At 71.9% G+C, this 22,189-nt stretch carries 27 protein-coding genes, 1 tRNA gene and 2 pseudogenes; 27 read left to right on the forward strand and 3 right to left on the reverse strand.

Features of this window, described 5'->3' with window-relative positions:
• Positions 1-2 precede the first annotated feature (2 nt).
• The 4 genes from AC2H4J_RS09965 (at position 3) to AC2H4J_RS09980 (ending at position 2,995) form a co-directional block, all read left to right on the forward strand.
• The gene (locus AC2H4J_RS09965) at positions 3-359 is read left to right on the forward strand and encodes an HNH endonuclease (protein WP_487464703.1); all 357 of its coding nucleotides are present in this window, start codon (positions 3-5) and stop codon (positions 357-359) included.
• Between the two features lie 77 nt (positions 360-436).
• Positions 437-781, forward strand: coding sequence for a hypothetical protein (locus AC2H4J_RS09970; protein WP_487464704.1), 345 nt, complete (start codon positions 437-439; stop codon positions 779-781).
• A gap of 43 nt (positions 782-824) precedes the next feature.
• Entirely contained in the window at positions 825-1,505 is a 681-nt protein-coding gene (locus AC2H4J_RS09975; RefSeq protein ID WP_487464705.1) for an NADPH-dependent F420 reductase, read from the forward strand.
• Positions 1,506-1,591: 86 nt separating this feature from the next.
• A complete protein-coding gene (locus AC2H4J_RS09980) occupies positions 1,592-2,995 on the forward strand; it encodes a glycine--tRNA ligase (protein ID WP_487464706.1) in 1,404 nt (467 codons plus the stop codon).
• On the opposite strand, the gene AC2H4J_RS09985 is transcribed toward AC2H4J_RS09980, so the two are convergent.
• The gene (locus AC2H4J_RS09985) at positions 2,965-3,840 is read right to left on the reverse strand and encodes a hypothetical protein (protein ID WP_487464707.1); all 876 of its coding nucleotides are present in this window, start codon (positions 3,838-3,840) and stop codon (positions 2,965-2,967) included. The two genes, AC2H4J_RS09980 and AC2H4J_RS09985, sit on opposite strands and share 31 nt — an antisense overlap.
• 111 nt (positions 3,841-3,951) lie before the next feature.
• On the opposite strand from AC2H4J_RS09985, the gene AC2H4J_RS09990 reads away from it, so the two are divergent.
• From AC2H4J_RS09990 to AC2H4J_RS10035, 10 genes are all read left to right on the forward strand, one after another.
• Positions 3,952-4,521, forward strand: a complete 570-nt coding sequence (locus AC2H4J_RS09990; RefSeq protein WP_487464708.1) for an SRPBCC family protein — start codon at positions 3,952-3,954, stop codon at positions 4,519-4,521.
• A 68-nt stretch (positions 4,522-4,589) separates the two neighbouring features.
• Positions 4,590-5,531, forward strand: coding sequence for an ABC transporter ATP-binding protein (locus AC2H4J_RS09995; protein ID WP_487464709.1), 942 nt, complete (start codon positions 4,590-4,592; stop codon positions 5,529-5,531).
• Positions 5,528-6,301 (forward strand): ABC transporter permease, encoded by a 774-nt coding sequence (locus AC2H4J_RS10000; RefSeq protein ID WP_487464710.1) that lies wholly within the window; start codon positions 5,528-5,530, stop codon positions 6,299-6,301. Before AC2H4J_RS09995 ends, AC2H4J_RS10000 begins: the two co-directional genes overlap by 4 nt.
• A 71-nt stretch (positions 6,302-6,372) precedes the next feature.
• On the forward strand, positions 6,373-6,927 hold the full coding sequence (locus tag AC2H4J_RS10005; RefSeq protein WP_487464711.1) for a hypothetical protein: 555 nt from the start codon (positions 6,373-6,375) through the stop codon (positions 6,925-6,927).
• Positions 6,831-7,559: a sensor histidine kinase gene (locus AC2H4J_RS10010; RefSeq protein WP_487464712.1), complete on the forward strand. Its 729-nt coding sequence runs from the start codon at positions 6,831-6,833 to the stop codon at positions 7,557-7,559. The genes AC2H4J_RS10005 and AC2H4J_RS10010 overlap by 97 nt, the downstream gene beginning before the upstream one ends.
• Positions 7,556-8,164, forward strand: coding sequence for a response regulator transcription factor (locus AC2H4J_RS10015; RefSeq protein ID WP_487464713.1), 609 nt, complete (start codon positions 7,556-7,558; stop codon positions 8,162-8,164). The genes AC2H4J_RS10010 and AC2H4J_RS10015 overlap by 4 nt, the downstream gene beginning before the upstream one ends.
• Positions 8,165-8,238: 74 nt before the next feature.
• The gene (gene dusB, locus AC2H4J_RS10020) at positions 8,239-9,399 is read left to right on the forward strand and encodes a tRNA dihydrouridine synthase DusB (RefSeq protein WP_487464714.1); all 1,161 of its coding nucleotides are present in this window, start codon (positions 8,239-8,241) and stop codon (positions 9,397-9,399) included.
• Complete coding sequence (locus AC2H4J_RS10025) at positions 9,396-9,851, forward strand: hypothetical protein (protein WP_487464715.1); 456 nt, start codon at positions 9,396-9,398, stop codon at positions 9,849-9,851. Before dusB ends, AC2H4J_RS10025 begins: the two co-directional genes overlap by 4 nt.
• Before the next feature lie 184 nt (positions 9,852-10,035).
• A complete protein-coding gene (gene ppdK / locus AC2H4J_RS10030; RefSeq protein ID WP_487464716.1) occupies positions 10,036-12,735 on the forward strand; it encodes a pyruvate, phosphate dikinase in 2,700 nt (899 codons plus the stop codon).
• Positions 12,736-12,777: 42 nt separating this feature from the next.
• The gene (locus AC2H4J_RS10035) at positions 12,778-13,110 is read left to right on the forward strand and encodes a hypothetical protein (protein WP_487464717.1); all 333 of its coding nucleotides are present in this window, start codon (positions 12,778-12,780) and stop codon (positions 13,108-13,110) included.
• Between the two features lie 2 nt (positions 13,111-13,112).
• On the opposite strand, the gene AC2H4J_RS10040 is transcribed toward AC2H4J_RS10035, so the two are convergent.
• Entirely contained in the window at positions 13,113-13,493 is a 381-nt protein-coding gene (locus AC2H4J_RS10040; RefSeq protein WP_487464718.1) for a RidA family protein, read from the reverse strand.
• A gap of 134 nt (positions 13,494-13,627) precedes the next feature.
• Between AC2H4J_RS10040 and AC2H4J_RS10045 the strand changes: the two genes are divergently transcribed.
• The 4 genes from AC2H4J_RS10045 to AC2H4J_RS10060 all read left to right on the forward strand — a co-directional run bounded on the left by AC2H4J_RS10045 (position 13,628) and on the right by AC2H4J_RS10060 (position 17,305).
• A complete protein-coding gene (locus AC2H4J_RS10045; protein ID WP_487464719.1) occupies positions 13,628-14,257 on the forward strand; it encodes a YdcF family protein in 630 nt (209 codons plus the stop codon).
• Positions 14,258-14,266: 9 nt separating this feature from the next.
• A complete protein-coding gene (locus AC2H4J_RS10050) occupies positions 14,267-14,773 on the forward strand; it encodes a hypothetical protein (protein ID WP_487464720.1) in 507 nt (168 codons plus the stop codon).
• The gene (gene dnaG / locus AC2H4J_RS10055) at positions 14,773-16,656 is read left to right on the forward strand and encodes a DNA primase (protein ID WP_487464721.1); all 1,884 of its coding nucleotides are present in this window, start codon (positions 14,773-14,775) and stop codon (positions 16,654-16,656) included. Before AC2H4J_RS10050 ends, dnaG begins: the two co-directional genes overlap by 1 nt.
• Before the next feature lie 73 nt (positions 16,657-16,729).
• Positions 16,730-17,305 (forward strand): hypothetical protein, encoded by a 576-nt coding sequence (locus tag AC2H4J_RS10060; protein ID WP_487464722.1) that lies wholly within the window; start codon positions 16,730-16,732, stop codon positions 17,303-17,305.
• Between the two features lie 9 nt (positions 17,306-17,314).
• Here the strand turns inward: AC2H4J_RS10060 and AC2H4J_RS10065 are convergent, their stop codons facing one another.
• Positions 17,315-17,524: a hypothetical protein gene (locus AC2H4J_RS10065; RefSeq protein WP_487464723.1), complete on the reverse strand. Its 210-nt coding sequence runs from the start codon at positions 17,522-17,524 to the stop codon at positions 17,315-17,317.
• Positions 17,525-17,654: 130 nt separating this feature from the next.
• Between AC2H4J_RS10065 and AC2H4J_RS10070 the strand changes: the two genes are divergently transcribed.
• The 9 genes and pseudogenes from AC2H4J_RS10070 to AC2H4J_RS10110 all read left to right on the forward strand — a co-directional run bounded on the left by AC2H4J_RS10070 (position 17,655) and on the right by AC2H4J_RS10110 (position 22,140).
• A tRNA-Asn gene (locus AC2H4J_RS10070) sits at positions 17,655-17,727 on the forward strand.
• Between the two features lie 489 nt (positions 17,728-18,216).
• A complete protein-coding gene (locus AC2H4J_RS10075; protein WP_487464724.1) occupies positions 18,217-18,438 on the forward strand; it encodes a hypothetical protein in 222 nt (73 codons plus the stop codon).
• Positions 18,439-18,559: 121 nt separating this feature from the next.
• Positions 18,560-19,315 (forward strand): GAF and ANTAR domain-containing protein, encoded by a 756-nt coding sequence (locus AC2H4J_RS10080; protein ID WP_487464725.1) that lies wholly within the window; start codon positions 18,560-18,562, stop codon positions 19,313-19,315.
• Between the two features lie 407 nt (positions 19,316-19,722).
• A complete protein-coding gene (locus AC2H4J_RS10085) occupies positions 19,723-20,217 on the forward strand; it encodes a hypothetical protein (protein WP_487464726.1) in 495 nt (164 codons plus the stop codon).
• 136 nt (positions 20,218-20,353) lie between these two features.
• Positions 20,354-21,244 (forward strand): slipin family protein, encoded by an 891-nt coding sequence (locus AC2H4J_RS10090; protein WP_487464727.1) that lies wholly within the window; start codon positions 20,354-20,356, stop codon positions 21,242-21,244.
• A gap of 126 nt (positions 21,245-21,370) precedes the next feature.
• Positions 21,371-21,535, forward strand: a pseudogene (locus AC2H4J_RS10095) (hypothetical protein); the annotation flags it as partial.
• Positions 21,487-21,660: pseudogene (locus AC2H4J_RS10100) on the forward strand (hypothetical protein); the annotation flags it as partial. The pseudogenes AC2H4J_RS10095 and AC2H4J_RS10100, both read left to right, overlap by 49 nt.
• Entirely contained in the window at positions 21,603-21,953 is a 351-nt protein-coding gene (locus AC2H4J_RS10105; RefSeq protein ID WP_487464728.1) for a phosphoketolase family protein, read from the forward strand. The pseudogene AC2H4J_RS10100 and the gene AC2H4J_RS10105, both read left to right, overlap by 58 nt.
• Positions 21,954-21,966: 13 nt before the next feature.
• Positions 21,967-22,140: a hypothetical protein gene (locus AC2H4J_RS10110; protein ID WP_487464900.1), complete on the forward strand. Its 174-nt coding sequence runs from the start codon at positions 21,967-21,969 to the stop codon at positions 22,138-22,140.
• The last annotated feature ends 49 nt before the right edge of the window (positions 22,141-22,189 follow it).

Consider the following 22,189-nt stretch of genomic DNA (forward strand, 5'->3'; position numbering starts at 1 on the left):
GGGTGGTCAGCCGAACCGTGGGCGCGCGCCACGCGCGCAAGCGCAAGCGCCGGATGGACCGCGTCGAGCACGACCTGACGCCGCATCAGTGGGCGGCGCTCCAGGCGGCGTGGGGCGGCTGCGCGTACTGCGGCGCGACCGGGACGCCGCTGCAGCGTGACTGCGTGCTGCCGATCTCCCGCGGCGGCCGCTACACGCTCGACAACATCGCGCCGGCCTGCCGCTCCTGCAACGCGAGCAAGTGCAACGACGAGGTCACCGGCTGGCTTCGGCGCAAGCGGCTGGACGAGCGCGCCTTCCTCGCCCGTCACGTCCAGATCCGGACGGCGCTCGCCGTGCAGGCCGCCGCGGAGGCGTAGCGGGCGGCCGATGCGGGCACAACCCGGAGAATCCGTCGGCCCCGCCGGCGACGACCCTCGGGGAGACACACGCCGCCATGACCGATTCGCCACCGCAGAACCAGGCGGGCACGCCGTCCGCCGCTGCCGACCCCACGCGGGACATGCGATGGGCGGCGCTGCCGCGTCTGCGGCGGCAGACCGTTGCGGAGACCTCGACGGTCGATCAGCCGACCGACCAGCTCAGCCCCCCGTTCGGTCGGTCGCGCGAACGCACCATCGCCTTCGCGTCGCCGGAGGCGGCGGTCGGCCGGCCGAAGCCGACCGTGGGGCGGACACCTCGCTCTGCCCGCCGCTGGCCCTGGGTCGTGCTGGCTCTGCTTCCCGTGCTCGTGATCGCCGTGTCCGGCGTCTGGTGGGTGCTGCTGCTCCGGGGTGCCTGAGCGTCCGGGGAATCAGCACCGCCTGCCGCGGCTTGCCCAGGACATGACGACGATCGGACTCATCGGCAGCGGACACATCGGCAGCACGGTGGCCCGGCTGGCCGTCGACGGGGGCCACGAGGTGGTGCTCAGCAACAGCCGCGGCCCGGAGACCCTCAGCGACCTCGTCGCGCAGCTCGGCCCGCGGGCCCGGGCGGCCACCCCGGCCGAGGCGGCGGCGGCCGGCGAGATCGTGGTGGTGACGATCCCGTTGAAGGCCTACCGCGAGGTTCCGGTCGAGCCGCTGCGCGGCAAGGTCGTCATCGACACGAACAACTACTACCCGCAGCGCGACGGCGCGATCGCCGCGCTCGACGACGGGTCGACCACGAGCAGCGAGCTGTTGCAGCAGCACCTGCCGGAGTCGCACGTGGTGAAGGCGTTCAACAACATCTTCTTCGGTCACCTGGCGGAGCTGGCCCGTCCCGCGGGGGACCCCGAACGCTCCGCGCTCGCGATTGCCGGGGACGACGCCGCGGCCAAGCGGACGGTGACGGAGTTCCTCGACTCGATCGGGTACGACGCCTACGACGCCGGCCCGCTGGCGGAGGGCTGGCGCTTCCAGCCGGACACCCCGGCGTACGGGCAGCCCTACGTCGCGCCGGGGGCGACCTTCCCCGGCCCCGCCCATCGTGCGACGGCCCAGCAGCTGAAGGAGAGGGTGGTCGCCGCCGCCCGGCCGTAGACCGCCCCGTCCGACCCTGCCCACCACCCAACTACCGTGGGCAGGTCAACCCCCGCCGACCGCCAGCCGGATGGAGCATCCCCGCCGTGAGCGAGAGCACCACCAAGCACGACCCCGCCCGCCTCGACAAGGTCGTGAACCTCTGCAAGCGCCGGGGTTTCGTGTTCCCGTCGGGTGAGATCTACGGCGGCACCCGCTCCGCGTGGGACTACGGGCCCCTGGGCGTCGAGCTCAAGGAGAACATCAAGAAGCAGTGGTGGCGGACCGTCGTCCAGAGCCGGGACGACATCGTCGGGCTGGACTCCTCGGTCATCCTGCCGCGCCAGGTCTGGGTCGCCTCGGGCCACGTCGGCGTCTTCACCGACCCGCTGACCGAGTGTCAGAGCTGCCACAAGCGCTTCCGGGCCGACCACCTCGAGGAGGAGTTCCAGGAGCGCAAGGGCCGGGCGCCGGAGAACGGGCTGGCCGACATCTCCTGCCCCAACTGCGGCACGAAGGGCGCGTGGACCGAGCCGCGCGACTTCAACATGATGCTCAAGACCTACCTCGGCCCGGTCGAGGACGAGTCCGGCCTGCACTACCTGCGCCCGGAGACCGCGCAGGGCATCTTCGTGAACTTCGCCAACGTGATGGGCGCCGCGCGCAAGAAGCCGCCGTTCGGCATCGGCCAGATCGGCAAGTCGTTCCGCAACGAGATCACCCCGGGGAACTTCATCTTCCGCACCCGCGAGTTCGAGCAGATGGAGATGGAGTTCTTCGTCGAGCCGGGCACCGACGAGCAGTGGCACCAGTACTGGATCGACGAGCGCACCCGCTGGTACACCGACCTCGGCATCTCCCCGGACAACCTGCGGCACTACGAGCACCCGAAGGAGAAGCTGTCCCACTACTCGACGCGCACCGTCGACATCGAGTACCGGTTCGGCTTCCAGGGCTCGGAGTGGGGTGAGCTCGAGGGCATCGCCAACCGCACCGACTTCGACCTGAAGACCCACTCGGAGCACTCGGGCAACGACCTGACCTTCTTCGACCAGGCGAACAACACCCGCTGGACGCCGTACGTCATCGAGCCGGCGGCCGGTCTGACCCGCTCGCTCATGGCGTTCCTCGTCGAGGCCTACACCGAGGACGAGGCGCCGAACGCGAAGGGCGGCGTCGACACCCGCACGGTGCTTCGGCTCGACCCGCGGCTCGCGCCGGTGAAGGTCGCCGTCCTGCCGCTGTCGCGCAACGCGGACCTCTCGCCGAAGGCCAAGGACCTGGCCGCCGCTCTGCGGCGGAACTGGAACGTCGACTTCGACGACGCCGGCGCCATCGGACGGCGGTACCGGCGCCAGGACGAGGTCGGGACGCCCTTCTGCCTCACCGTCGACTTCGACACCCTCGACGACCAGGCCGTGACGGTCCGGGAGCGGGACACGATGAGCCAGGAGCGCGTGGGACTGGACGCGGTGGAGGCCTACCTCGCCGCCCGCCTCCCCGGCTGCTGAACATCCGCCGGCGTCGTCGGGCGGGCGAGTCGCACCATCCGCAGGTAGAGGACGACGGAGGCGGCGAGCACCCCGGCGAACCCCGCCGCGAACAGCCAGGTCAGAACATTCGACGGATCCCAGTCGGCCGCCCCTCGGATCCCGCTCACCAGGATCAGGGTGAGCATGACCATCTCCACCTGCACCAGTAGCCGGTAGGCGCTCCAGCGGCGCTCGGTGAACGCACCCACCGCTGCCAGCCCCAACGCGAAGATGGCGCCCATCACCCGCGCGGTCAGCGGGGTCAGCGCCCACGGCCAGACGTCGATCGCCGCCTGCGGGAAGAGGAAGAGGAAGGCGCTCATCGCTGCCGCGAGGACGCCGATGGCGCCGATGACCCGCGCCATCGGCTCGGGCACGAGCACCTCGTCATCGGCCGTGCGGTCCTCGAACCGGCGGTTCACGATCCAGACACCGGCGATGAGGAACGGTGTCGTGAAGTAGAGGCCGGCCCACAGCCAGAAGGCCACGTGCGAGTGGGTGAACTTCTCCCAATGCAGGATCGTGGCGATCCCCATCAGCGTCGCGAACGTCGCGACCGGCGGGAACCCGCCCTTGATCGTGTGCCACCGAGTGGCCCGGACGGCGCGCGCGAAGAAGTAGGCGCCGCCGAGGTACACCGAACCGAGGACCATCGCCGTCAGCGGTGGCTTGATCGGCCAGGCGAACAGCCGCGCGGTGTCGCGGGGCCAGCCGTCGAGCACCACGAACGCGAGCACCAGGAACGGAATGATCACCGCCGAGACGACTCGGGTCGTCGTCAGGACGCGGTCGTCCTTCAGCTGATCCGCAGCGCGTGAAGCCATGGCATTCCTCCGCCGCCTGCGGGACCGTACTGCCGTCCGGGCACCACCACCAGAAGCCGAGGACCTGGTTCTCGGCCCCTCCTGGGGGCGGGCGGGAAGAGGCGGCTCGAGATGACCAGCAGCGACTACGCGTTCGTCACGGTGTGGCGGGTCCCCGGCACGATCGCCGAGGTGAAGGCGGTGCTCCGCGACGGCCGGACGCTGCCGCGCTGGTGGCCGGCGGTCTATCTGGAGGTCGTGTCGCGCGAGGAAGGGGACGCCGACGGGGTCGGCAGCGTGACCGACCTGCACACCACGGGCTGGCTGCCCTACACGCTCAGGTGGACGCTGACCATCACCGAGCCGTTCACCGACGAGGGCTTCGCGCTGTCGGCCGCCGGGGACCTCAACGGAACGGGCCGGTGGACGTTCGTGCAGGACGGACCGGAGGTCGTGATCACCTACGACTGGCGAGTCAGTGCCGGGAAGCCGCTGCTCCGACGGCTCGGCTGGCTGCTGCGCCCCGCGTTCGAGGCCAACCACCGCTGGGCCATGGCGCGCGGCGAGGAGAGCCTGAAGCTGGAGCTGCGCCGCGCGCGCGCGAGCACGGCGGCTCAGCGCGCGCAGATCCCGGCTCCTCCCGGGCCGACCTTCCGGCGGGTGCTGCCGCGTCGGAAGCCCGCGCTCACGGCGCACGGGTGACGGTTGTCACGGGCAGGTCGTGATGCGCGACCGAGTCGGCCGAGGCCGACTCGGTCGATGCTCACGACATGGCGCAGACCTACCCGGACACGGACAGCTCCGTGGACCTTTCCGACCGGACCCCGGCCATCGCCCTCCGCGGGCTGACGAAGCGCTTCGGCCCGGTCATCGCCGTCGACGGCCTCGACCTGACCATCGAGCCGGGCGAGATCGTCGCGTTCCTCGGTCCGAACGGTGCCGGCAAGACGACGACCATCGACATGGTCCTCGGCCTCTCGCAGCCCGACATCGGCAGCGTCGAGGTCTACGGGCGTGCGCCGCGCACCGCCGTCGCCCACGGCCTCGTGTCCGCCGTCATGCAGACCGGCGGCCTGCTCAAGGAGCTGACCGTCCGGGAGACGCTGGAACTGACCGCGGCGCTCTTCGCGCACACCCGGCCGGTGGCCGAGGTGCTCGAGCGTGCCGGCATCGCCGAGATCGGCGACCGGCGGGTCGGCAAGTGCTCCGGCGGCCAGCAGCAGCGGCTGCGGTTCGCCATGGCACTGCTGCCCGAGCCGGAGCTCCTGATCCTCGACGAGCCGACCACCGGTATGGACGTCGAGGGACGGCGCGACTTCTGGACCGCCATCCGCGCCGACGCCGAGCGCGGCCGGACGGTGCTGTTCGCGACCCACTACCTGGAGGAGGCCGACGCCTACGCCGACCGGGTGGTCCTGGTCAGCCGCGGCCGGGTGGTGGCCGACGGGACGTCGTCGGAGATCCGCGCGATGTCCTCGGGCCGGCGGATCAGCGCCACGTGGGACGGCATCGGTCCCGCGGACGCCGACCGGCTGCGGGCCCTGCTCGGGGTCGAGGACGTCGAGCTGCGCGGTGACACCGTGCTGATCGCCGCCGCCGACTCCGACGCCGTCGCCCGGCACCTGCTCGGCGCCACCCCGGCGCACGACCTGCAGATCACCTCGCGCGGACTCGAGGACGCGTTCCTCGCCCTGACCGGAGACAACCGATGACCACGACCGTCCCCGACCGCCGGGTCCCTGCCCTGGGCGGCTTCTCCCCGACGTTCCTGCGGCTGGAGATCCGCCGCCTCCTCCGCAACCGCCGGACGGTGATCTTCACACTCATCATCCCGCCGCTGTTCTTCTGGGCCTTCGGAACCGGGCACACCACCGAGCAGGTCGGCCGCGGCAACGTGACCGCCTACGTGATGATCAGTCTCGCCGTCTACGGCGCGATGATCGCGACGACGGCGGGGGGCGCCTCGGTCGGCCTGGAGCGGGCGGTGGGCTGGTCGCGGCAGCTGCGGCTCACTCCGCTCAACCCGGTCGCCTACGTGCTGGTGAAGATCATCACCGCCATGGTGCTGGGTGGTCTCTCCGTCGCGATCGTGTACGGCGTCGGCGCGCTCGGTGGGGCACGGATGGACGGCTGGGTGTGGGTCGTCTCGGCCCTCGTGGCGTGGGTGGGCGCTCTGGTGTTCGCCGCATTCGGGCTGTTCATGGGGTACCTGCTGCCGTCGGAGAACGTCATGCAGATCCTCGGTCCGGTGCTGGCGCTGCTCGCCTTCTTCGGCGGCCTGTTCGTGCCGTTGTCCGTCCTGGGGCAGACCTTCCAGGACATCGCGAAGTTCACGCCCGCGTACGGCGTCGGGGTGCTCGCGCGGGCGCCTCTGACGGCCGACCCGGTGAACACCACCGCCATCGCCAACGTCGTCGTCTGGACGCTCGTCTTCGCGGCCGGCGCGGTCTGGCGGTTCCGTCGCGACACCGCCCGGGTCTGAAAGAGGACCCCTTGCCCCCCACCACTCGCAAGCTCGCGGCGGACCCCTGCAAGGGGGCCAGACTGCTCGGCATGAGCACCACGACGGAGGGCACCGCCCGGGAGCGGGCGGTGCCCTCCGGCGAGCGCCGCGCCTCCTGGGAGCCGGAGCACCCGCCGGGCCGGCTCGGCTGGCTGTTCGCCGGGATCTGGCTGGTCTACCTGGTGCAGCCACTGCGCAAGGTGTGGACGGCGACGTCCACCCCTGTGCCGCTCCGGGTGCTCGGTGTGGCCGCTCTCCTCGCGTTCTCCGCCGGGTTCCTCTGGTTCTTCGCCTGGTGGCGGAACCGTCGCGTGCACGTCGGACGGCCACCCAACGCGCGGTCGGTGCTCGCCGTCCTCCTGGCCGGGGTGGCGCTGCTCGCGCTGGTCGCACCCGCCGGGGGCGACACCTCGCTGGCCGGACTGGTCTACGTCGGTGTCGCGGCGGCCATCACCTTCCGCCGCGGCATGCGGCAGCGGTCGTCGCCGTCCTGGCCGGACTCGTCCTCGTGCTGCCCCGCGTCCTGCCCGGCTGGACACCGAACGACGGCTTCGTCCCGCAGTTGCTGCTCGGCTGCTTCGCGGCCTTCGGGATCGGCCAGGTGATCGAGCGCAACGCCCAGCTGGCCCGCGCCCGTGAGCAGCTGGTCGACCTCGCCGTGACCCAGGAGCGGGAACGGATGGGCCGCGACGTGCACGACATCCTCGGCCACTCGCTGACGGTGATCACCGTGAAGGCGGAACTCGCCGGCCGACTGCTGGAGACGCTGCCGCCCGATCCCGCGGTCGACCGCGTGCGCGGCGAGGTCACCGACGTCGAGCGGCTGGCCCGCGAGGCGCTGGCCGACGTGCGTGCGACGGTGTCCGGCACCCGGGAGGTGTCCCTCACCGGCGAGCTGGCGGCCGCGCGCTCGGCGCTGGCCGCCGCGGGGATCCGGGTCGATCTCCCCGGTGCCGTGGACGTCGTCCCCGCCCGACACCGCGAGCTGTTCGCCTGGGCGTTGCGGGAGCGCGTCACCAACGTCGTCCGGCACTCGGGCGCCACCTGGTGCGGCATCCAGCTGACCGCGGACTGCGTCGAGGTCCGCGACGACGGCCGCGGGCCCGGCCCCTCCGATGCGGGGAACGGGCTGGCCGGTCTGCGGGCCCGCGCCGAGAAGACCGGCGGCCGGTTGGTGGTCGGGCGCGCGCCGGAGGGCGGGTTCCTGCTGCGGGTCGTCGTCGGGACGGCGCCGTGATCCGGCTGCTGGTGGCCGACGACCAGGCCCTGGTCCGCGGCGCGCTGGCCGCCCTGCTCGACCTGGAGTCCGACCTCGAGGTGGTCGGGGAGGTCGGCCGGGGCGACGAGGTGGTCGAGGCGGCGCTGCGCGGCCGCGCGGACGTCGTCCTGATCGACGTGGAGATGCCGGGACTGGACGGGATCGCCGCCACCGCGGCGCTGCGCAGGGCGGTGCCGACGTGCCGGGCGCTCGTGGTGACGACGTTCGGCCGGCCGGGGTACCTGCGCCGGGCCGTCGAGGCGGGCGCGAGCGGCTTCGTGGTGAAGGACACCCCGGCCCGGCAGCTCGCCGAGGCCGTGCGGCGGGTGCACGCGGGGCTGCGGGTGCTCGACCCGGCGCTCGCCGAGGAATCGCTGGTGTCGGGCGCCAGCCCCCTGACCGCGCGCGAGACCGAGGTCCTGCGGGCGGCTCGCGAGCGCGGCACGGTGGCCGACGTCGCCGCGGCCCTGCACCTGTCGGAGGGCACGGTGCGCAACCACCTGTCGGCGGCGATCGGCAAGACCGGCGCGCGCAACCGCACCGAGGCCGTCCGTACCGCCGAGCAGCAGGGCTGGCTGCTCTGACGGTTTGTGCACTGACTGCCGCGACGGTTAGTGCACAAACCGTCGCCCGGACGGCGCCGCCTACCCTGGGTGTCGTGACCAGCACGCTCGAGCCGACGACGACGGCCCTGCCGCCGCTGAAGCTCGGCCCGCTCGCGGTCGATCCCGCGGTGGTTCTCGCCCCGATGGCCGGCATCACCAACCCGGCGTTCCGCACCCTGTGCCGCGAGTTCGGCGCCGGCCTCTACGTCTGCGAGATGATCACTACCCGCGCCCTGGTCGAGCGCAACGAGAAGACGCTCCGCATGGTGCGTGCGACCGCCGACGAGAAGGACGCGTTCTCCGTCCAGCTGTACGGCGTCGACCCGACGACCGTGGGCCGGGCCGTGGCGATGCTGGTCGACGAGAACGTCGCGGGCACGCGCCCGGCGCACATCGACCTGAACTTCGGCTGCCCGGTGCCGAAGGTGACGCGCAAGGGCGGCGGGTCGGCGCTGCCGTGGCGCCGGGTGCTGTTCCGCGACATCGTGCGCGCCGCCGTCCGCGCCGCCGGAGACGTGCCGGTGACCGTCAAGACCCGCATCGGCATCGACGTCGACCACGTCACGTACCTCGACGCCGGCCGCATCGCGCAGGACGAGGGCGCCGCCGCCATCACCCTGCACGGCCGCACCGCTGACCAGCTCTACAGCGGCACCGCCGACTGGTCGCCGATCGCCCGCCTGGTCGAGGCGGTCGACATCCCGGTGCTCGGCAACGGCGACATCTGGGAGGCCGACGACGCGCTGCGCATGGTCGCCGACACCGGCTGCGCGGGCGTGGTCATCGGCCGGGGCTGCCTCGGCCGGCCGTGGCTGTTCGGCGACCTCGCCGCCGCCTTCGCCGGGGAGAGTCGCCGCATCCTGCCCACCCTCCGCGAGGTCGCGGCGATCATGCACCGGCACGCCGAGCTGCTCAGCGCGGAGCTGGGCGAGCTGCACGGATGCACCGACTTCCGCAAGCACGTGGCCTGGTACCTCAAGGGCTTCTCGGTCGGCTCCGACGTCCGCCGGGCGCTGGCGATGGTGAGCAGCCTGGACGAGCTCGCCGGCATGCTCGCGGGCATCCCCGACCAGCCGTACCCGGTCGCCGTCCTCGGTGCCCCGCGTGGCCGGACGAGCACTGCGCGGCCGGTGGCCCTGCCCGAGGGCTGGCTGGCCGACCGTGACGACCCGCGCCCGCCCGCGGGCGCCGAACTGGATGTGAGCGGCGGATGAGCGGCGGTCCAGCAGTGAACGGCCCGTTCCTCTACGACGACGGTCCGGAGCCGCTGCACACCGGCTCGCCCCGCCGATCGGGGAAGTTCGTCGTCCTGATCTTCGGCGCCACCGTCGTGGTCGCCGTCCTCATGGTCGTGCTCCTGCCGCTGGTCAAGGGCTCGGCCGGCGACCAGTCGCGCCAGGCGGTGCAGGTGTTCCTGGCCGCGCTGCACAAGGGCGACACCGACACGGCCTACTCGCTGCTGTGCGATCAGGAGCGGGCGGATCTGGCACCCGGCGACATCGCCGGCCGCTACCTCGGTGACGGGACGGGCTCCGTGGTCGGCACGTCGGACGCCGAGCTCCACGGCGCCCCGGCGCAGCGGGTCTCGGTCGCGTGGAACGACGGATCGCGGACGACGATGACGGTGATCAACTCCGGCGGCCCGCACATCTGCGGTGTCGATTGAGCCGATCGGGTGGTTCTCCGATCGAGTGGTGAGCTGAGTCACTGCGACTCCTCTCGCGTTCGGCCCCTCCGTCCGCCACGATCGACGGCACAGAATGGATGGGACGTTTAGGACGTCTTGTCGACCCGCGTCGTCGTTCCACGGTGACGCGTTCGCCGGAGACAGACGAGCGCGGAGGTGCCCGATGGCTGATCAGAAGTGGGTCTACGACTTCAGCGAGGGCAACAAGGAGCAGAAGGACCTGCTCGGCGGCAAGGGCGCCAATCTCGCCGAGATGACCAACCTGGGCCTGCCGGTGCCGCCGGGTTTCACGATCACCACGGACACCTGCCGGTACTACCTGGAGCACGGCGGCACGCCGCCGGAGCTCAACGCCCAGGTCAGCGAGCACCTGGCCGCGCTGGAGAAGGCCATGGGCAAGACGCTGGGTGACCCTGAGGACCCGCTTCTCGTGTCGGTCCGCTCGGGCGCGGCCGCGTCGATGCCCGGGATGATGGAGACCGTCCTGAACGTCGGGCTCAACGACCAGTCGGTGAAGGGGCTGGCGCAGCAGGCCGGCAGCGAGCGGTTCGCCTGGGACTCCTACCGCCGCTTGATCCAGATGTTCGGCAAGACCGTGCTCGACATCGACGGCGAACTGTTCGAGCACGCTCTGGACGAGGTGAAGCGCGAGCAGGGCACCGACCTCGACCTCGACCTCGACGCCGCGCACCTCGAGGACGTGGTCGGCCGATTCAAGGCGATCGTCAAGGAGCAGACCGGCTCGGACTTCCCCATGGATCCGCGCGAGCAGATGGACATGGCGATCAACGCCGTCTTCGACTCGTGGAACTCCGACCGTGCGATCATCTACCGCCGCCGCGAGCGCATCCCGAGCGACGCCGGCACCGCGGTCAACGTCTGCTCGATGGTCTTCGGCAACCTGGGCGAGGACTCCGGCACCGGCGTCGCGTTCACCCGTGACCCGGGCAGCGGTGCGCAGGGCGTCTACGGCGACTACCTGCAGAACGCCCAGGGCGAGGACGTCGTCGCCGGCATCCGCAACACCGTGCCGCTGGCGGACCTCGAGAACATCGACCGGGGCGCGTACGCCGAGCTCATGGAGACGATGTCGACGCTCGAGTCGCACTACCGCGACCTGTGCGACATCGAGTTCACCATCGAGCGCAACAAGCTCTGGATGCTGCAGACCCGCGTGGGCAAGCGGACGGCGGGTGCCGCGTTCGTCATCGCCACCCAGCTGGTCGACGAGGGCCTCATCGACATGGACGAGGCCGTGCGGCGGGTCACCGGCGACCAGCTCGCCCAGCTGATGTTCCCGCGCTTCGGCGAGAGCGGCGACGCCAAGCAGCTCACCCAGGGCATGAACGCCTCGCCCGGCGCGGCCGTCGGCAAGGCGGTGTTCTCGTCGGAGACCGCGGTGGAGTGGGCGAACAGGGGCGAGAAGGTCGTGCTGGTCCGCCGGGAGACCAACCCCGACGACCTGTCCGGGATGATCGCCGCGGAGGGCGTGCTCACCAGCCGCGGCGGCAAGACCTCGCACGCCGCGGTCGTCGCTCGCGGGATGGGCAAGACCTGCGTGTGCGGCGCCGAGGAGCTGCAGGTCGACACGAAGAAGAAGCAGTTCAGGGCACCCGACGGCACGGTGGTCGGCGAGGGCGACGTCATCTCCATCGACGGCTCGACCGGCCGGGTGTGGCTGGGCGAGGTGCCGGTGGAGGCGCCGGCCGTCGTCCGCTACTTCGAGGGCGAGATCGCGCCCGACTCCGACGAGGCCGACGACCTGGTGCGCAGCGTGCACCGGATCCTCAGCCACGCCGACGAGAAGCGGCGGCTGGGCGTGCGCGCCAATGCCGACACCCCCGACGACTCGGCGCGCGCCCGGCGGTTCGGTGCCCAGGGGATCGGGTTGTGCCGCACCGAGCACATGTTCCTGGGCGACCGGCGGCAGCTGGTGGAGACGCTGATCCTCGCCGAGAACGCCGACGAGCGGAACGCCGCGCTCGACCAGCTGGAGCCGCTGCAGAAGCAGGACTTCCTCGAGATCTTCGAGGCGATGGACGGCCTGCCGACGACGATCCGGCTGCTCGACCCGCCGCTGCACGAGTTCCTGCCCGACCTGACCGACCTCTCGGTGCGGGTGGCGATCGCGGAGGAGCGCGGGGAGCACGACGAGGGGACGCTCCGGCTGCTCGCGGCGGTGCAGGCGATGCACGAGGAGAACCCGATGCTGGGCCTCCGCGGTGTTCGGCTGGGGCTCGTGGTTCCCGGCCTGTTCACCATGCAGGTGCGAGCGATCGCCGAGGCGGCGGCTGAGCGCAAGAAGGCCGGCGGCGACCCGCACCCGGAGATCATGATCCCGCTGGTCGGCGCCGTACAGGAGCTCGAGGCGATCCGCGAGGAGACCGAGAAGGTGCTCGCCGAGGTCGCCGAGGCCGAGGGGGTCGACGTCCCGGCCACCATCGGCACGATGATCGAGGTGCCGCGCGCGGTGATGACCGCGGGCGAGATCGCCGGAGCGGCCGACTTCTTCTCCTTCGGCACCAACGACCTGACCCAGATGACGTGGGGTTTCTCGCGGGACGACGTCGAGGCGGCGTTCTTCCACCAGTACCTGGACAAGGGCATCTTCGGCATCTCGCCGTTCGAGTCGCTGGATCTGCCCGGCGTCGGCCGGCTCGTGGAGATCGCGGTCGAGGGCGGCCGGGCGGCCAAGCCGGACCTCAAGCTCGGCATCTGCGGCGAGCACGGCGGCGACCCGGACTCGGTGCACTTCTTCCACGAGGTCGGTCTGGACTACGTGTCCTGTTCACCGTTCCGCGTGCCGGTCGCGCGGCTGGAGGCCGGCCGGGCCGCGCTCGGCGGGGAGCGCGCCGCCGGCTGAAATCCGCTTGCCGCGGTCCGGGCGCACCGCGAGGCTCGCGGCATGCCGCCCGGTGCGTTCAGCCCGCCGTTCGACCGGTTCCTGGCAACCGCCGAGGAGGTGGCCAGGAACCGGCCCGACGTCGACCTCGAGATGGCCCGCGAGGTGTTCACCGAGGTCGCGACCCTGCTCTACAACGGTCTGGCCCTCGACGGGCTGGACGACCACGACGCCGCCGCGGTCGTCGACGGGCTGTGCGTCGATCTGGTGGCGAAGGACCCGGGCGCCGCCGTCCGGGCCCGTTCCCGGACGACGAGGGACGATCCCGCGGATCTGCACGACCCGGAAGGGGTGGCGGCGGCCTACCTGTTCTCCGCCACGATCCTGCAGCTGTGACCTCAGCTCGCGTCGACCGCCGTGCACCCGATGGAGATCAGCAACCCGCGGGGGAGCGGCACCTGCATGGTCATCCGGGCCGGCGGGTCGGTGGGGAAGAAGCCGGCGAACAGGGTGTTCAGCTCGGGGAAGTCGGCCTGGTCGGCGACGAGCACCGTGGTGCTGACGACGAGGTCGGGTCGGCTGCCGGCGACCCGCAGAACCGTCGCCAGGTTCGCGAACGCCTGACGGGCCTGGCCGCCGAAGGACTCGGCGACGGCGCCCGTCGCCGGGTCCACGCCGGGCTGCCCGGAGACGAAGACGAACCCACCGGCTCGGACGGCGTGCGAGTAGGGGCCGATCGAGGGCGGCAGCTCCGCGCCGGTGACCACGTGACGGTCCATGGAGGGTTCCTTCCGCTGGTCCTCGGGACGGTGGGCGGCAGCCTCCTCCGCCGTCCCCGCACGCGGGAGCGGTTCGTTCGCGCCCTGTCCCCAGGGGTCGGCGGGGCGTCAGCACGACGTGGTACCCATGACCTGTGGGAGTGCGCCTCGGGAGCCTGATGAACCGGGTGGCCGGGGCGGCCGTCCTGGCGCTCCTGCTGCTGGTCACGTCCACCGCGCTCGCGATCTGGTGGAACGCCCGGCAGGACTCGCGGCCGTCGTCCGACGCGATCGTGGTGCTCGGGTCGGCGCAGTACAACGGCGTCCCGTCGTCGATCTTCGCGGCGCGCCTGGAGCACGCGAGGAAGCTGTACGAGGCAGGCGTCGCACCCGTCATCGTGACCGTCGGCGGCAAGAAGAGCGGCGATCAGTTCACCGAGGCCGAGGCAGGCCGTGACTACCTGGCGAGCTCCGGCATCCCGCGCGACGCCCTGCTGGCCGTGCCGGAGGGCGTGGACACGCTGGAGAGCATGCGGGCGGTGTCCAGCGCGTTCGATCAGCGGGGCTGGCACAGCGCCGTCCTGGTCACGGACCCCTGGCACGCGATGCGCGCCCAGCGCATGGCGGAGGACTCCGGCCTGGCAGCGACCAGCTCGCCGACGAGGCAGGGCCCGGCCGTGCAGACCCGCGCCACCCAGTTCCGCTACATCCTGCGGGAGACTGCTGCCTATCTGCTGTATCGCGCGACGGGCGCGAGCGTTGCCGGCGCGCCGGGGATCGGCTGAGGGGGGATCGTGCTCGAACTCGGCAAGGCCGGCACGCTCGGGTACCCGAAGGGGGAACTGCCGGTGCTCCGCGACGGATCGGTCGTGGCGGTGCTGCGAGCCTCGAACTGGAAAGAGGCGGCGACGGCGCACGTGGGTGACCGCGAGTGGGTGTTCACCAAGCGGAAGGGTGAACTGCTCGGCCGGTGGTCGGCCGAACCCGCGGACGCCGCGCGGTTGCGGGCGCGAACGGCGTCGCTCTGGAAGGGCACCTGGACCCTCGACCTCGAGGGGCGGCAGGTCGAGATGCAGAACGCCTCGATCTGGCGCGGCACCCACCGCTACCTCAGCGGGGGAAAGCAGCTCGCCGAGAGCGGCTCGACAGGACGCTGGTCACCCCGTCCCACGCTGACGGCGGACGACGCCCTGCCGCTGCACCAGCAGGTCTTCCTGCTCTGGGTCGAGCTCGTGCTGAGCCGCCGCAAGGCCGCCGTCGCCGGTGGCGTCGCGGCGGCGACCATCGCGGGGGCCAGCTGATGCCGCCGCGGGGACGGATCCGGGCCGCCGACATCGCGCTGGTGCGCGAGCGGTCGAAGATCGACGAGATCGTCGGCGAGCATCTGCAGCTCAAGCGCGCGGGTGGCGGCAGCCTCAAGGGGCTGTGCCCGTTCCACGACGAGAAGTCACCGTCGTTCCAGGTGACCCCGTCGCGCGGGCTCTGGCACTGCTTCGGCTGCGGGATGGGTGGCGACGTCATCTCTTTCATCCAGCAGATCGACCACCTGTCGTTCTCCGAGTCGGTGGAACTGCTGGCGGGACGGGCGAACGTCGAGCTGCACTACGAGGACGACAGCGGCCGGGCGACCGGCGCCCCTGATCGCGCGAACGTCGGCCAGCGGGCCCGGCTCGTCGCGGCCAACGCGGCGGCGGCGGCGTTCTTCGTCGAGCAGCTCGGCACGCCCGAGGCGGCCCCGGCCCGACAGTTCCTCGCCGAGCGCGGTTTCGACCGGCAGGTGGCGATCGACTTCGGCTGCGGTTTCGCGCCGGCCGGCTGGGATGCGCTGACCCGCCACCTGCGCGGCAAGGGATTCACCCAGGCCGAGCTGGTCACCGGGGGGCTGGCCAAGGAGTCCTCCCGCGGCACGCTGATCGACCGTTTCCACCGGCGGCTGGTCTGGCCGATCCGCGACATCACCGGTGACGTCATCGGCTTCGGCGCCCGCAAGCTGATGGACGACGACCCGGGCCCGAAGTACCTGAACACCCCGGAGACCCCGCTCTACAAGAAGTCGACGGTGCTCTACGGCATCGAGCGGGCCAAGCGGGACATCGCGCGCAAGCACCAGGCCGTCGTCGTCGAGGGCTACACCGACGTGATGGCCTGCCACCTCGCCGGCGTCACCACCGCCGTCGCCTCCTGCGGCACCGCCTTCGGCGGCGAGCACATCAGCGTGCTGCGGCGGCTGCTCATGGACCAGGACGAGTTCCGCGGCGAGGTCGTCTACACCTTCGACGGGGACGCGGCGGGCCAGGCGGCGGCGATGAAGACGTTCGCCGAGGACCAGCGGTTCGTCGGCCAGACGTTCGTCGCGGTCGAGCCGAACGGCAACGACCCGTGCGAGCTGCGGCAGGAGCACGGGGACGCCGCCGTCCGCGACCTGATCGCCCGTCGCACCCCGCTGATCGAGTTCGTCCTGAAGACGACGATCGCCGCCTACGACCTGGACACCGTCGAGGGCCGCGTCGCCGCCCTGGAGAAGACCGCGCCGCTGCTGGCACAGATCAAGGACCACGCGCTTCGCCCCGCCTACGCCCGCCGGCTGGCCGGGTTGCTGGGCCTGCCGGACGAGAGCGACGTCATGGAGCGGCTCCGCCGGCTCGGCGGAGAGGGCACCGAGCGTCCGCGGGCCCGGCCGCGTGGCCCGCAGCGCACGCCGGACGACGCGGCGATCGAGGTCGAGCGCGAGGCCGTGAAGGCGGCGCTGCAGGTGCCCGAGGTGGCGGGGCCGTCGTTCGACGCGATCCCGCCGGCCGCCTACACCGACCCCGACTACGCGGCAGTGGCCGAGGCCGTGGCCGGCGCCGGGGGAGCGGCGGCCGCGACCGTCACGGGTGCGGCATGGCTGGACGAGGTCGCCGCGCACTGCGTGCGGGAGTCGGCGCGGGCGATGCTCACCGCGCTGGCCGTCGAGCCCATGCGGTCCGTCGGCGAGGGCGACTCGGTCTACGTGAACGCCGTGCTGGCCCGCCTGCAGGAGATGGCCACCGTCCGTCGGGTCGCGTCGTTGAAGAGCAAGCTGCAGCGGATGAACCCGGTCGAGGCGCCCGAGGAGTACACGAAGGTGTTCGGGCAGCTGGTCGCGCTCGAGGCGCAGGCCCGCTCGCTGCGGGAGCGGGCGATGGGCGGGCTGACGCCGTGAGCGAGCTTGCGAGCTCACGCATGGGCAGAGCAGCCCCGCTCGCGGCCCCGACGAGCGCCAGTGAGGAGCGGCCGTGAGCGTGATCGATCGGGTCAAGCGGCGGTTCGCCCGGCCACCGGAGCCGGTGCGGGTCGCCGTCCTGGCTTCGAGCGACCCCGACGAGCGGGTACTCGCCTGGGGGGCGCTGGTCCGCGACGGTGGCTGGCTCGTCGCGACCTCGCGCGGGCTGCGGGTGGTCCCGCTGCAAGTCACCTCGGTGACCGACGCCGAGGTGGTGCCCTGGCACGAGATCGGGTCGGCGAAGTGGCTCGCGACCTCCGACGGCGGCGGGCGCTTCGAGGTCGTGCGGCTGGCAGAGGTCGAGCCGGGCGTGCAGGCGCGCCAGCCGGAGGTGCGGCACGTGCTCAGCGATGCCGGTGAGCTGCCGGGCGTCGTCCGCCGGCGGGTCGACCAGACGGTCGTGGCGAGTCAGCGCACGCCGCTACCGAACGGGGGCGGGGTGCTGCTCGTCGCGCGACGGGTCCCCGGGCAGGCGGCGCGGGAGTGGAGCGTCGTGTTCGACGACGACGCCCAGCGCAGCGACCCGGAGGCGCGCGAGGTCGCCCGGCAAAAACTGGCCGATCTGGTGGCCGCCGAGCAGCCGGACTGACCGTTCGCCTCAGCGGGGCGCGTCGGTGCCCATCCGGGCGCGCAGTGAGGACAGGGCGTCGTCCGCACGCGCCTGCGCGATGCCGGCGAGGCTCTGCAGGCGCGGGTCGTCCTTGGCGTGTGCGTAGGCGCGCCGGATCTGCTCGTAGCGCTCACGCCCGGCCCTGGAGCCGAGGACGTACCCGGCTCCGAAACCGGCGAGGAAGGACAGCTTCGCCACGAGAAACCTCCGCAGACGGTCGAGCCAGGACGCCGCCACGCTACCTGGGCGTCTGACCGGGCGAGCCGCTCCGGGGGTGGTCCGGGGGCTGATGTACCCTCGTCAGGCCAGCGGGTCGCGCACCCGCTCATCCCCCGTAGCTCAATTGGCAGAGCATGCGACTGTTAATCGCAGGGTTATTGGTTCGAGTCCAATCGGGGGAGCAAACAAGGCCCCTGACCAGCGGAGACGCCGGTCAGGGGCCTTTGTCGTTGCATGGCGAGTGGCTGATCCCCCGGTAACCCCCCGACCGCGCGAACCGGCGCACCCCTACCGCGGTAGTAGCGGGGCTGCACCCGGCCGCGGCCCTGGTGCCTCAGCCGCGTCCGGCCGTCGACCGGGTGGCCGTTGGGAAGGCTTCCCCGGCGGGGGAACAGGCGACGCCAGTCTGGGACTCCGAGGGCGCCGCCCACTCAGCTGACTCCGGCCCCGTCACCTGCGCCTTGCGACCGTTCCTGTCGAGGGGCCCTTGTGTCCGAACGCCGGGACGCCTCTCCATCTGCGAGCCAGAATGCCGCCGCGGACGGCAGGAGTGACGTCGTTCCCGTGGATGCCCCTGGCCGGTCCGGGCCCCGCGGTGGCAGCACGAGACCGCGCCACTGGTGCGGCGACTTCTGCTACTGACTGGCTGATACATGCCCAAAGTCCTTCGGATGGCAGGGGCGGGTCTCGTCTGGGAACTGGAAGACTCCGTCGACCTGGCAAGTCGCGTCGCGGAGATCGAGACAGCCCGGGGGAGCAACCAGTTCGTGACCCTCAGGGCGCGTCTGCCGTGCCAGACCGAGTTCGCCCGTCCGACCTTGGCGCCCGGACAGCTCCCCTGGTGGTCGCTCGGCGAGGAGAACAAGCCGAGCGCGATGGGCTGGAGCGAGTAGGGGCACGTCCTCCTGGCCAGTCGCCGGCCGGGTGCCTCCCCCTGTTCAGCCTGCTTCGACCGCGGCCGGCCGGGTCTACCGTGGACAGGCTCGAACAGTCGGGCGCGGGAGGTGCGTGGCCGTGGACGGCGATCTGGCGACGAGCCTGGCGGGTCTGTCCGGGCTCTTGACCGATCACCGGCCGCTTCGCGAGACGCTGACCGAGATCGCGGAGTTCGCCGTGCAGGCCATCCCGGGTGCTGACGGCGCCGGCCTGACCATGCTGGAGGACGCCCGGGCGCAGACCGTGGTGGCCAGTGCCGGGTTCGTGCACGCCGTCGACGACGTGCAGTACGGCCTGGGGGAGGGCCCGTGCCTGCTCGCGGTCGAGTCGCGGGCGACCCAGACGTCCGGGTCGCTGGGCGGCGACGCGCGCTGGCCGAGGTTCGGTCCACGGGTGGGGCGGATGGGCGTGCACAGCGTGCTGTCGCTGCCGCTGCTGCTGCCGGACCGGGTGGTGGGGGCGATGAACGTCTACGCCCACGCGAAGAACGCGTTCGACCCGGCGGCCGTACGCACCGGCGAGCTGTTCGCCCGGCCGGCCGCGGTGGCGGCGCACAACGCCCAGGTGCTGGCGCAGTCCCAGCGCCTGGCTGCACAGCTGGGGGAGGCACTGACCAGCCGCGCGGTCATCGACCAGGCGCTCGGCGTGCTGATGAGCCGCACCGGGGCGAGTCCGGACGAGGCGTTCGGCCGGTTGCGGTCGATGAGCCAGGCGCAGCACCTCAAGGTCGCCGAGGTTGCCCGGGTCTTGGTCGATGAGGCGGTGCGGCGAGCTCGCGGCCGGCAGGCCGCGGCCGCTCCCGACGGGGACGCCGACCGAACAGCGTCGGCCTGACCTCGTTCCGGTCGTGCGTCGACCGCGCGGAGTAGCGTCCACCTCGCGGATGGGCAGAAATCCGCAGCGCGTGATTTCAGGGCCGGAGCGGTCGTTCACCCTCGTCCTGATGTCGCCGCGCATCAGCGCTCGCAGTCTGGTCGCCTCCGATGCCTCCCCCGGGCGGCACTCCAGGTAGGCATGCGGGTCCTCGCGCACCGCGCGCAAGTCAGGAGACCGTCCCCATGGACGTTCCGCCGACCCTCGCCGAGCAACTGCAGTTCCTGAATCACGTCCTCCCACAGTGCGCCGATTCCACTGCGGGCGCCCGTGGGCGCCCGCACCCGTGTCCCACCGCTCGTGCAGGGGACGCTGCCTGCCCGGTCGAGGGCGCACTGACCGCTCAGTTGGACCGGTTGAACCGCGAGGTGATCGCCCTGGTCCCGTCCTGCACGACCGTGTCGGTCGCGGTCCGCCGCCTGGGCATCGACGTCGAGATCGCGCTGCCCATCCCCGGAGCAGATCTGGTGCCACGGGCGACGGAGGTGCGCTCGTCGCTCGCCCTCTCGCTCCCCGCGGCCGGCTTGGGCTGCCTCCTGGTGCTGCAGGCATCGGCGCCGGGGGCCTTCGTCCTGCTCGCCGAGGACCTGGCGGCGCTGCTGGGGAGCGGACGGCAGCCGCCCGAGCTCGACGCCCACCTTCTCCCGCTCACCGCATCGACCGGTCCCGCTCTGGCGGGCACACTCGCAGAGTTGAGTCTTCTCGACCGGGCCCTCGGGGTGCTCATCGGCCAGGGCTGGCCCCCCGAGGCGGCGGAGGCGGAGTTCCACCGCCGGGCCGCCGTCGCAGGGCAGACGGTGGCTGCGGTCGCTGAGCGGTTGCTCGCCTCGCCGTCCCCGGCCGCGCCACACGGGACTGATTGACAGCGTGACCAGGGGGAGCGCACTGTTGGGGGGCTGAGTGCCAGCCAGTCCGGAACGGGAGCGCCGCCCACGCCGCGCCCTCGGGAGCTAGACCGCTCACCGCCGGAGATTTCGGTGACCTCCCTTCGAGGCACTCATGACCGTTCTTCTGACCGTTCTCATCGTGATCGTCGCCGTCGTGCTCATCGGGCTGGCGATGTCGCTGCGCGTCGTGCAGCAGTACGAGCTCGGCGTGCTCTTTCGTTTCGGCCGGGTGGTCGGTGTGCGGCAGCCCGGGCTGCGCGTCATCGTCCCGGTGGCCGACAGGTTGCGCCGCGTCTCGCTGCGCATCGTCACGATGCCGATCCAGTCGCAGGGGATCATCACCCGCGACAACGTCAGCGTGGACGTCTCCGCCGTTGCCTACTTCCGGGTGATCGACGCGACGAAGTCCGTCGTCGCGATCGAGAACGTGAACGCCGCGATCAACCAGATCGCCCAGACCACGCTGCGCAAGGAGGTCGGCCAGCACACCCTGGACGAGACGCTGTCGGAGACCGACCGGATCAACCTCGACATCCGTGGGCTGCTCGACGTCGCTACCGAGGAGTGGGGCGTCCAGGTGACCCTCGTGGAGCTCAAGGACATCCAGCTTCCGGACAGTATGAAGCGCGCGATGGCCCGGCAGGCCGAGGCCGAGCGGGAGAAGCGCGCGAAGATCATCAATGCCGAGGGTGAGTCGCTGGCCGCCGCTGCGCTGGGCGACGCCTCGGACACGATGATGGCGCATCCCCTGGCGCTCCAGTTGCGCAACCTGCAGAGCCTCGTGGAGATCGGGGTCGACAAGAACACGACCGTCGTCTTCCCCGCGCCCCTCATGAGCACCATCGGGGAGCTCGGCTCGTTCCTCGCTCGTGAGACCGCCGCCGCCGGCGCCCTGCCCGCCACCCCGCCGGCGGAGGCAGCTGACTCGGCGACCTCCGCCGCCCCGTTGCCGGTCGTCACCCTCCCGCGGAACGGCATTTCCGCCACTCCCACTCGCGGCTGACGCCGCAGCGAGGACCGGTGTGCGCCCTGCCCCCGCGCTACCGGTCCGCACCCCCCGCCCCTACATCGTGCGACACCTCCAACGCTCCCGGGCCAGCCCCGAGAGCACACGACACAAGGCCGTTCCATGCTGAAGTCCCCGGTTCTCCAGCCGACCGGAGCCAACGTACGAGGGCCCACGCCGGCCGTGTCCGGCGATCCGCGGCCCCTCGACGACGGCGAACTGGCGCTGATCGACGCCTACTGGCGGGCGGCGAACTACCTGTCGGTCGGCCAGATCTACGTGATGGCCAACCCACTCAAGGCATCCCGTGGCGGCGCCCGATCGCGTCGCTCAACTATCTGCTGTCCAGCCATGTGTGGCGCCAGGACAACAACGGGTTCTCCCACCAGGACCCCGGCTTCATCGACCACGTCGTGAACAAGGCGCTGATCCACCGGCTGACCTACCGGCGGACCAACCACGCCAACCTGCACGTGCGCGCTACCAGGAGGAGGGAACGACGACCACACCCTTCGACATGGTCATGCTCAACGACCTCAACCGCTTCCACCTCGTCATGGACGTCATCGACCGCGTCCCTTCACTGCGGGGGCGGATGGCCCACCTACGGCAGGAGATGGCCGACGCACGGGTCCGAGCCCGCGCCTACACGCGCGAGCACGGCGAGGATCCAGCGGAGATCTCCGACTGGACCTGGCCGGTCTGAGGTGCGGGCGCTCGTGGTGAAGGCCGGCAGCTCGCTCGAGGTCGACCTGATCGAGAACGGGGACGTGGACATCGGCGACGGGCGCGGCGCCGTAAGCACGCTCGTGGGGCGGTCGCGGGAGGACCTGCAGATCGCCGCCGGTGTCGAGCAGACACTCGGGGACCCGGCATCGGCGGCTCGGGCATGACCGTGAGCGGGCTGCGCCGGACCGGCCCGGCACCTTACTCGGCGCCGGA

Source organism: Blastococcus sp. OS1-29 (assembly GCF_057628075.1).